The sequence below is a fragment of the Bradyrhizobium sp. BRP23 genome, from assembly GCF_020194135.1.
Lineage (GTDB): Bacteria > Pseudomonadota > Alphaproteobacteria > Rhizobiales > Xanthobacteraceae > Bradyrhizobium > Bradyrhizobium yuanmingense.
Genome location: NZ_JADYVW010000034.1, coordinates 1 through 9859 on the forward strand (window position 1 = coordinate 1; position 9859 = coordinate 9859).

The 9859-nt window shown below is 57.7% G+C and carries 8 protein-coding genes and 2 pseudogenes; 6 read left to right on the top strand and 4 right to left on the bottom strand.

What is annotated here, in order from left to right:
- The 3 genes and pseudogenes from I6F24_RS37120 to I6F24_RS37130 all read left to right on the top strand — a co-directional run.
- Positions 1-962: lysine 2,3-aminomutase (locus I6F24_RS37120; RefSeq protein WP_225131512.1), on the top strand; the 962-nt coding region annotated here is incomplete at its 5' end.
- Between the two features lie 979 nt (positions 963-1941).
- Positions 1942-2955: a radical SAM protein gene (locus I6F24_RS37125; protein ID WP_225131513.1), complete on the top strand. Its 1014-nt coding sequence runs from the start codon at positions 1942-1944 to the stop codon at positions 2953-2955.
- A 76-nt stretch (positions 2956-3031) separates the two neighbouring features.
- Positions 3032-3268: pseudogene (locus I6F24_RS37130) on the top strand (integrase core domain-containing protein); the annotation flags it as partial.
- Between the two features lie 5 nt (positions 3269-3273).
- On the opposite strand, the gene I6F24_RS37135 reads toward I6F24_RS37130, so the two are convergent.
- The 3 genes from I6F24_RS37135 to I6F24_RS37145 form a co-directional block, all read right to left on the bottom strand.
- Entirely contained in the window at positions 3274-3573 is a 300-nt protein-coding gene (locus tag I6F24_RS37135; RefSeq protein ID WP_225131525.1) for a hypothetical protein, read from the bottom strand.
- A complete protein-coding gene (locus I6F24_RS37140) occupies positions 3570-3830 on the bottom strand; it encodes a hypothetical protein (RefSeq protein WP_225131515.1) in 261 nt (86 codons plus the stop codon). The genes I6F24_RS37135 and I6F24_RS37140 overlap by 4 nt, the downstream gene beginning before the upstream one ends.
- A gap of 86 nt (positions 3831-3916) precedes the next feature.
- Entirely contained in the window at positions 3917-4147 is a 231-nt protein-coding gene (locus I6F24_RS37145) for a hypothetical protein (RefSeq protein ID WP_225131517.1), read from the bottom strand.
- A gap of 1147 nt (positions 4148-5294) precedes the next feature.
- Between I6F24_RS37145 and ectB the strand changes: the two genes are divergently transcribed.
- A complete protein-coding gene (gene ectB / locus I6F24_RS37150; protein WP_225148793.1) occupies positions 5295-6539 on the top strand; it encodes a diaminobutyrate--2-oxoglutarate transaminase in 1245 nt (414 codons plus the stop codon).
- Positions 6540-6543: 4 nt separating this feature from the next.
- Positions 6544-7380: a hypothetical protein gene (locus I6F24_RS37155; RefSeq protein WP_225131521.1), complete on the top strand. Its 837-nt coding sequence runs from the start codon at positions 6544-6546 to the stop codon at positions 7378-7380.
- Between the two features lie 522 nt (positions 7381-7902).
- Here the strand turns inward: I6F24_RS37155 and I6F24_RS37160 are convergent.
- Positions 7903-9089 (bottom strand): IS3 family transposase gene (locus tag I6F24_RS37160; RefSeq protein WP_225148794.1). Its coding sequence is split into 2 segments (ribosomal slippage): positions 7903-8837 and positions 8837-9089, totalling 1188 coding nucleotides; the frame shifts between segments, so codons are not numbered across the junction.
- Positions 9090-9545: 456 nt separating this feature from the next.
- Here I6F24_RS37160 and I6F24_RS37165 point away from each other — a divergent pair.
- A pseudogene (locus tag I6F24_RS37165) lies at positions 9546-9746 on the top strand (transposase); the annotation flags it as partial.
- Positions 9747-9859 lie beyond the last annotated feature (113 nt).

Consider the following 9859-nt stretch of genomic DNA (forward strand, 5'->3'; position numbering starts at 1 on the left):
TTCAGGATAAACGCCTTCTGGGCGTCCGAAAACTTCGAGGCCTTCATCGTCGTCGCTCCTCCCAGTCGAGGGATTTACGCAGCGCCAACTCTAGCCAAAAATGGTCCAGTTTGCCGGCCTCAGATCACCAGCACAAGTATCCCCAGACCGGTTTGTTGCTTGTAACGGACCGATGCGCGTCATATTGCCGCTATTGCTTTCGCAAGCGCCTAGTCGGCAAGGAGTCCGATGAAATTGCGCCCGATTTCGCAAGGGTCGCCCAATATATTCGCGACCACCCTGAAATGACGAACGTGCTGCTATCTGGAGGGGACCCATTCGTGCTCAGCACTGCCAAGCTCAATGAGATTCTTGATCATTTGCTCCCCATCAGACATTTGGAATCAATTCGATTCGGGACGAAAATGGTGGCCTATGAGCCCAAGCGTTTTGACGATTCCGCTCTACCGGCCTTGTTCCAACGACTCCAAAAAACGGGTAAGACTGCAGTAATCGTCACACACTTCGATCACATCGGCGAAATTTCGGGCTATGCGGTACGCCAAATTCAGTCCTTACGCGCACAGGGCGTACAATTCCTCAATCAGTCCGTTCTTCTCGCGAAAGTCAATGATGATCCCGAGGTGTTGGCGGCGACCTTTGCCAAATGTCATCAAATCGGAGTGCGTCCCTACTATCTTTTTCAGGGCAGGCCAGTCAAAGGCGCTTCGCACTTTCAGGTTTCATTGCGTCGCGGACTAGAGATTACGCGCGGCATCAACCAACGTCTCAGCGGCATCCAGAAGACATTCAAATACATCATGTCCCACTACACGGGAAAGATCGAGATCCTCGATCTGGGAGATGATGGTCGCGTGTATATGCGATATCATCAAAATAAGATGCCCGAAAAGATCGGGAGGATCTTTTCCCGGCCGCACGTGGAGGATGCTTGCTGGCTGGACGACTTGCCCGAGGGATGAGATCGGTGGGCGCGCAATGATGATTACTGCTGCAGAGCGCGGGGACTACCAAAGTCCGGCCGGTATACGGTCAGCGCGAGTGGTCTGTTAGCCGCGCCCTCCAGAGGAATGGCACCGTCGCAGTGACGTGGGTAGGATATTTGCATCATGTGCGAGCCGAGTGCGAGCTCGAGTGGCGGGCAAATGGTGTTGCTGCTTTCATTTCGTGAATGATCGAATGCAGTCATCAGTGGGGCGCGGTCAGTCCAGCGTCACCGGCAAGCGTAGTGGCTCCCGTGAGCAGGCGCGCAGAAATTACCGTGCCGCTCGGCGTAGCGCTGCCCGGGCGACCCTTGCTGCCGCCCTACATCTTGCCGACAGAGGTGCGCAGGTCGCTGTGCCAGAAGCATCCAAAATAGGGGTTGGAGCTTCGGGGGCGGGCTGGTTAACGCGGGCACGTGGAGCATGCGCAATATCCGAGTAGAAGTGCTGGGCTCACCATTGGGTGAACGGCTGATCGAACTAGGAATGCGAAGGTGAGAGCACCGGTACTCCGCATTGTGCCGTTGGAGGCAAGGGTTGCAGGAAATCGAGAGCCAATGGACGAGCAGCGTTGCTGCAATAGTGCGGACGAGACGCGCAAGACGATCAGCGACGAAAATAACACTGGTGCGCTGCTCGACAAGCCCCCGGCACGATAGAGCCGTTGGCTTACGTGCGCGGCCTGTGTCGACTCGCTCTCGCGGTTGGAGTTAGGGGCTTCACTGAGAGTGAAGGCATCGCCGCCAGCGGTACCGGTTCGCGCTGGAGGAATGGCGCGGCAACGGGATCTGAGAATGCCGAGTGGGTGATCATCGCTACCCGATGCTTACGGCAAGGGATCCTGGTCACAGATTCGATAGGAGCAGATCGCGACATTGTGCCCAAAGGCCGGCAACATTCCGTTGGCCTCCTGCTGGCATAAATCCTGCTCCGCCCTCAGAAAAGTTGGAAGGACCTCATGCCGTTTCGCAACTTGCCTCCGCTCGTTTTTGGCCAAGTCAAAATAAGTGTATCCTCCTACTGCAATCTTCATTGCAAACGCTGCTATGTTCCCGAACAGTATAGAAATCAATCTAGGAGACGCCGGGATCCATCACAGTTGACTATCAAGGAAATTACAAATTTCGTGGACCTCCTCGTTGAACGACATAGGTTGGAAAAAGTCATCGTAACCGGTGGTGAGCCGCTTCTCAAAATCGTGTTTCCGCGCTCTGCAGCCCTGATGGCACACGCTGCAAACAGACGGGGCATTCATGTCCAGCTGAACACTGGTGGACTTGGTCAGGTGCCAGTTCGTGATGTCGCATCAATCTTCGACGATCGCGACAAGCTTGCCTTTCAATTCAATTGTGATGCTGCAAACGCGCAGGCGCTTGACCGCGTTCAGACAAAGCGGGGAGTTCACAAAACGGCACTCCGGCAGATGGCAGAGGCAGTTAATTGCGGGGTCTTGGTGCAGGCTAGGATGATTGTGAATCGGCACAACATCCATGGGGCCTTAGACGCCTATCGCGCATTGTCATCGATCGGCGTCGACACTTTCAGAATCATGCCGATGTTCGCTGTAGGTGCCGCTCTCGACTACGAAGACGAATGTTTGGACTCGGCTGAGGAAGTTAGAGAACTTCAGACGGCACTAATCGCAATGGCTGCACAGGGCTCGACGCGCCTTGAGCTGCTAACGCCAATTCTCATCGAAGTGACAAAGCAGCCGCCGAACGTTCGATTCACCGAATGCAACTGTTATTTCGCTTCGGGCTATCTCTCTACGAACGGCGACCTCTATCCCTGTTCCTGCGCGATCGGTGATCCCGACAGCCATAAACTTGTTGTCGGAAACGTCCGGTACCCGGGGTTTGACCTAGAAACTGCTTGGGGAACCGCCCTTAAGAAATACCAGACGAACAGCTGCGCCAAGTGTCCGACTGCCCTTCTCAATCATATTGAGAGCCGTGCGCGTGCTTGCGCTTAGCCAACAGAACGGCGTACGCCACATGCCTTGACTTCAGCGGTAGTCGACGGTGCCACGGGGCCTTTCGATTACAGCTAAAAGTGGGTTTCCGGCAACGATCCGCGTCGATCAAGGCAGCGAGTTCGTTTTCGCGCGATCTTACCTGTGGGCCCATCAGCGCGGCGCCACGCTGGTCTTCTCGCCTCTCGCGGCTCGGAATGCCGACCGACAACGCCTTTATCCAGCCTCCAACTGCCGCTTCCTGGCCGAATGCCTCAACGCCCACTGGTTCATGCCCCTTCTGGAGGCCCGGAAAAATGTGGAGACTTGGCGCAATTGTCAAACCTGCATCGGAGTACCCGTCTGGCTATGCGATTGATGAGAAGAGGTTTCGCTGGTTGGGAGGCGATCCTGCGGAGGCTTTGGATTTGCCGCGCCCTTTGGTGATCGATTGAACGGCGGACGCTCTGAGGCGGCGCGGGCGAAGACCCAGTGACCATCCAACAGAGGATGAAGATATTGGATCTCTCCCGCTTTAGGCGCGAGCCGCAGCGTCTTGGATGCAATCTTCAGGATGAGCCAAGGCTTGATCCCGTCCTCCGCGGGCTTGAACACCGGGACACGGTACTTCGAGCTCATTGATGTGACGCGCACGCGGCTCCGGCGCTTGCCGTTGCCCGTCTAGCGGCCGTTGCGGTTGAGGAAGCCGCAATCAGTTCGTCGCTACCGATCAGCACCAGCTGACGCACGGCTTGGATGGCTCGGCAGAGGTGCTGCCGCGCTGTCCGCGCCGGCGCGTCGGCGAGGGCAGCTCGCTGTGGCGTCACCTCGTAGTGGACGACGAGAACGATCTCCGAGGCTACATCGGCCACGACTTTGTCGATCGGGATGCCCACGATGCACTTCTTCAGCCGTGCATTGGTTGTAGGCGCCGTTCAGACAGTCTTTAGATCAGTGGCCAGCGACGCAAGGCGTCGCTGGATCAGCGGCAGCCATCGGCCGTACGGTGTCTTGCGTTCCTCGCCACCAACCGGCTAGCAGGGGCAGCCGCATCGAATTGCTGCAAGGCCCGGTCGGCGCCATAGCACGCTGCTTCGACGTTGCGGCTGAGAGCATCGCGCATCTGATCGCGCCGTTCGCCGGCTTCCTTGGCGGCCGCGGTTGCAGCGGCGTAGCGCCCCGACGGAAAAGCAAGCAGTATCGACTGCATCATCGACGCGCAATCCGCGGAAGCCATGAGGGCCGTCGTTATCCATCCAGGCGCAGTTGTAGTGCGGGATATGGCGCCGCCACAACCAACTCGCCCCGGCGCGTCTTCTCGTAGCGGGCCGAGAGCGAGCGCTGGCGCAACGAATCCAGCTCGTACTCATTGAGGCAGCCTTTGAGCCCGAGCTGGAGGGGGCGGTGCCGTGGCTCGGCGCATAGATCGTCTCCTGATCGACCAGAACGGTATCGCCCACGCGTCTGCTGCCCGTCCCGGCTGTTGCTGGCGAAGCGCGATATTGCGGGAGCAAACCGCACCAGCCTTGCCGAGGCAAACTCCGCTACCATTCGCTCAAATCCGGCGGTCGCCGCCGGTGGCTGAACGACCCAGATCATCATCGATCACTTCTTCCTGCGACCACCCGAGCGCCATCAGCCGATCCAGAAAGCAGGGCGACTGATGGGATTCGATCTTTCAACGCCCCATCGACAAGCGGCAGAGGACGCTCAGGTGCGACCCTGGCTGAAGGCGCTATTCGCCAGACCGTCTTTCAAGGTTGTCGCGCTTGCGCAAGTCAACAAGACTTCGCGGATCATTTGCGCCCTTCTGGCGAAAGGCGGGACCTACCGGCACCCCAACCCGCTGTCGACTACTGCGGCCGCCGTCCGATGGACGCCAGTCGCCAAGGCGATCTGACCGGCGCAGGCCGGCAGAGGGCAAGGTGCAACAACAGCCGATGAACCACGGCACGAAATCCTGAAGCGAGTGAAGCTACTGCCCCCCATGCGCTAAAACGCGTGAACTTGATTTAGTTCCCCGTTGCGCGGATCTCATCGAGCCCAGCGGCCACGTGCCGCGCGCAAAGGCCGGGGATATGACGGCACGGTCCTAATGTGTGAAATCGGCTGAAGAAGCTCTTGCACGCCGGCCGTTCCACATATTGCGGGGCAGTGTCAGTGCCTCTGCAACAAAAACTGCCGGCCTTAGTAGGTTCTTTGTTCGCAGATTCTTAGATAGAGACTCGCCAGGAGCTGAATCGAGACAACGGTCTGGAATGCACCGTGATGAACCAGTCGCTGCAGTCTGGACGTTTGTCGCAAACTGAACGTGTTCAGTCCATTTCGCTCAATGAGATGCATGCACACGGATCCGCAAGATGAATGTTGACGTTTTCTCTGCTCATGAATCTAATGTTCGTCGCTATAGCCGCTCGTTTCCCACTGTCTTTACGAAGGCGCTTGGGGCGACGATTTGGGACGAGGGCGGCAAGAGCTATATTGATTTCCTTGTGGGGTCCGGCGCACTCAACTACGGGCACAACAATCCCAATATCCTTGCACCGGCAATTGATTATCTCGCGGGCGGGAACATTCTTTTGTCGCTTGATATGCACACAACGGCGAAACGTGAATTTATCGAAGTGTTTGTTGATACGATTCTGAAGCCGAGGGGTCTTTCGTACAAATTGCAATTTCCTGGACCGACTGGAACAAGCGCTAACGAAGCGGCGCTTGCGCTGGCCCGAAAATATACCGGCCGTTCCAGCGTCATGGCCTTTACAAATGCGTTCCACGGGATGTCACTTGGCTCCCTGGCTGTGTCAGGTTCAGCCTCTACCAGGGAGCTCGGCGGCGTGGCTCGCCACGATGTGATCCGCGTCCCCTATGACGGCTATGCAAACGGAGCTTTCGATTCAGCGAGTTACATCGACTACGTCCTGGGCGACCTCGGGAGTGGCATAGAAAAACCCGCCGCAATCATTCTGGAAACGATCCAGGCAGAAGGCGGCATGAACACTGCATCGGCACGTTGGCTCACGGATATTCAGCGCATCTGCCGTGACCACGGCATCGTTTTCATCGTCGACGACATTCAAGCAGGATCAGGCCGAACAGGTGATTTCTTCTCCTTCGAATTTGCAAAGATCGAACCAGACATCGTCTGTCTTTCAAAGTCGCTAAGCGGTTCGGGAAATCCGCTCTCCATGGTTTTGATTCGCCCCGACCTAGACGTATGGAAACCCGGAGAACATAGCGGCACCTTCAGAGGCAACAATCTTGCTTTCGTGACTTCAGGCGCCATGTGCAAAATGTGGTCAGACACCAAATTTACTCCTGGCGTCGAGCGGACAGCTGCCAAATTGCAACGACACCTTGATGATCTCGTCGCGAAATTCCCGAATTGCATTGAAGAAAAGCGAGGCCGCGGCCTGATGGCGGGTCTCAAGTGTCGCTCACACGCGATTGTCGACCGCGCACACGATATCGCGTTCGCAAACGGACTGCTGATTGAATCTTCGGGACCAAACCGAGACGTCATCAAAGTCCTCCCGCCGATAACAATCTCGGATGCCGAGCTCGACCGTGGCATCGCGATCCTCGAGCAGGCAATACAGGAGTAAGGCAATGGCAACTGCACAGCTGTCTCAAGTACCAGCGATCTCGCTTCTCACGACCAAGGAACGAACCGGCTCCATCAAACTTGGGGAGATCATCTCAATCCTAAAGGGTGAGATCACCGGCCTGCACATCAAACAGGCATTCAGTCCCGAGCTGGCCGAGGACATCACGACGAACTTTAATCGAAACCCCGGTCTCGAGGAGCGCAAAGATGGCGTTCCCGGCCGATATGTCGGCGCATCGCACTACAGGAGGAATGCAGCCACCTATTTTGCCGATGCGGAAAGTGCGCGTCCTTTCGTGGAAGCCCTTTTTGCGGATCTGGTAGATCCGGTCCGCGCGTTATTCGATGCGCTGAAAGGCGAGCTTCACAAACAGGGAGTTGAGTTGCGGCTGGCTCGCTCGGAGCACGGTCAAGCTAATCTTTGTCGTGCCATCTGCTGGTCTGGCGCAGGGATGTATTGCTTAGAGCCCCACGACGACGTCGCCCAAGTTCTATGTGCCGATAGCGAGATTCGGCCGGTGGCGAACAAAACGGTTGTAGCGCTGAATTTCTACCCCAGCATGCCCGATGAAGGTGGCAATCTGCGCATCTGGAGCCACAAACCGACAGAGAGTGACCGAAAATCGCAAGGCCTGGAGACTACAGGCTATCCCTTTTCGACAGCTTATCTTGAGGACCTTCCTTATCACGATTTTCAGCTCAAAGCAGGAGATATCGCGCTCATCGACGGCGGCTACGTTCATGGGGTGACCGGCCAATCAGGCAATGGCAAGCCTCGCCTTCTGCTGAACTGTTTTTTTGGGTTTGCGAGCCCAGATGTGGTTCTCTGGTGGACCTGAAGTCGGACTTGCACAGTCATGCTGGTAACATTGTGGCGACAAGGAGTTCTATCTATCGAATGTCCGGCATCAATTGGATAGCGTTGCCGCACGGACCCCTCGCCTGTTGGAATGCCGTCGCAGCGTGATAGGCGACCCGTCACAGTTCGTACGAAATGAAATGGGCATTAGGAACGATAGCAGCGCAAGTCGGTGGCGTCCTACGGCTGAACGTCGACTTTTGAAGCTTATTACGCCGTGTGAGGCTGTGCGTCACGCTTCTGTCTTAAGGTGGTCTGCTTGCAAGCGCAGTCCGCCCTTCGCAAAGCTGTACGGCTGCCCTTGCACCTGGTAAGCAAGACCGCTCTCCAAACCGTAGCAGTCTCCTCATGTGCCGCAGCGCGCAGACACGTTGAAACGCGTGGCTCCGAGCATATGCTGGCTCCTGATGATCACGACGATCCACCAACATGCGAACGGAACGGCGATCTAAGGCATCCTGGTTCAGAAACTCTGGGAGCCGGGTGACCTGCCACTGCATTTTCATCCAGCGGCAGTTAGAGTCTCGGGGTTTTGTACGCCAAGTGGCGCGGGTGGAGCAACGGACGATCGGCGGAGCTGGTCGGGGTTGCGCAGCCGATCGTCCGTTGCGGTGAGGTGGGCGGCGTAGGCCGCGGGAGTCAGGTATTTCAGCGACGAGTGGGGACGCTGGAGATTGTAGTCGGCGACCCAGTTGGCGATCTTGGCGCGGGCGTCATCGAGATCGAAGAACAGGGTCTCGTTGAGTAGCTCATCGCGCATCCGGCCATTGAAACTCTCGGCGAAGCCGTTCTGCATCGGCTTTCCCGGCGCAATGAAGTGCCAATCGATGGCTGCGTCCTTGCACCAAGCGAGCATGGCGTTGCAGGTGAATTCGGTGCCATGGTCGGACACGATCATTCTTGGCTTGCCGCGTCGCTGGACGATTGCCGTCAGTTCGCGGGCCGCGCGCCGCCCCGAGATCGACGTCTCCGGAATGGCGCCCAGGCATTCCTTGGTGACGTCGTCGACGATGTTGAGGATGCGGAAGCGTCGGCCATTGGCGAACTGGTCGTGGACGAAGTCCAGCGACCAGCGCGCGTTCGGCCTCGCCTCGACCAGGATCGGGGCACGGGTCCCCACGGCCTTGCGGCGAGCCCGCCGTTTGCGGACGGTGAGCCCTTCCTCGCGGTAAAGCCGGTAGATCCGGTTGATCCCCGATGGCTCGCCCTCCCGCCGCAGTAAGACGAACAACCGGCGATAGCCGAAACGCCGCCGCTCGTTGGCAAGATCGCGCAATCGGCCATGCAGAACTGCGTCCGGCGGGCGGCTGGAGCGATAGCGAATCATCTTCCGATCCGCCCCCACGATCGAGCAGGCCCGCCGTTCCGACAGGCTCATGACGGCCTGCAGATGCGCGATCGCAGCGCGCTTGGCGGCGGGCCCTACCATTTTTTTGAAAGGAGCTCGCGAAGTGCGGCCGCATCGAGCATCTGCTCGGCCAGAAGCTTCTTCAGCTTCCCGTTCTCCTCTTCCAAGGCCCTCAGCCGCTTCGCTTCGGAAACGTCCATGCCGCCGAATTTGGCCTTCCAATTGTAGATCGTCGCCTCGGAAACACCGTGCTTGCGAGCCAGGTCGGCTGTCTTCGCCCCAGCCTCATGCTCCTTCAATACCGCGATAATCTGCTCTTCCGTGAACCTTGCTCGCTTCATCTGTCCGTCCTTCTTCGGCCGGACTCTAACTCCTTCTGGAGGAAATACGCAGTGGCAGGTCACGGGTTGCTTTTAGCCCTCAACTTAACGCGTGCGTCAATAGCTTCGTCGGAGCGAGTCTACCGTTCCTTCCTTCGATCAAAGCTGTATTAAGAGCAAACTTGGGCGACTTGGGGCGGTGGGCCGATCGGCCCACCGGCATCGACCGTTAGATCGCCGAAAGACCAGGTTCTATTAACGTGCCGAAGGAGCGCACTGAGTTGTGGGACGCCGCATTGCGCGACACGGGCTCCAGCCTCGACCTCTCCAAGCACTGAATCCGGCAGCACAGTTCGTCGACGACGCATGTAACCGAGCCGCCGACCTTGCCCCACGGGCTTAATCCAGTTTGAAGTTGGTTCTGGCCCACGAGAAGGACCAGAGCATGAAGGCAGCCGCTTTTCGGAAGAGCAGAACATCGGGATTTGAAGGAGCACGAGGCCGGCGCCGCAAGCACGGCGTCAGCGACGCGAGCATCTACAAATGGAAGGCGAAGTTCGGTGGTATGGAGGTGTCGGAGGCCAAGCGGCTGAAGGCGCTGGAGGATGAGAACACGCGGCTGGGGCGGCTGCCATGCTCGACAATGTCGCGCTGAAGGACTTGCTGAGAAAGAATGTATGGTCCGCACCGTCCGTGCAAGGGTCGTAACAGCGAAAATGACGCTTCCAGTTGCATAAATGTATCCGGCCTCTCGCGAGCGGACTGCTGTTGCAGCCAGGCCATGATGAGAT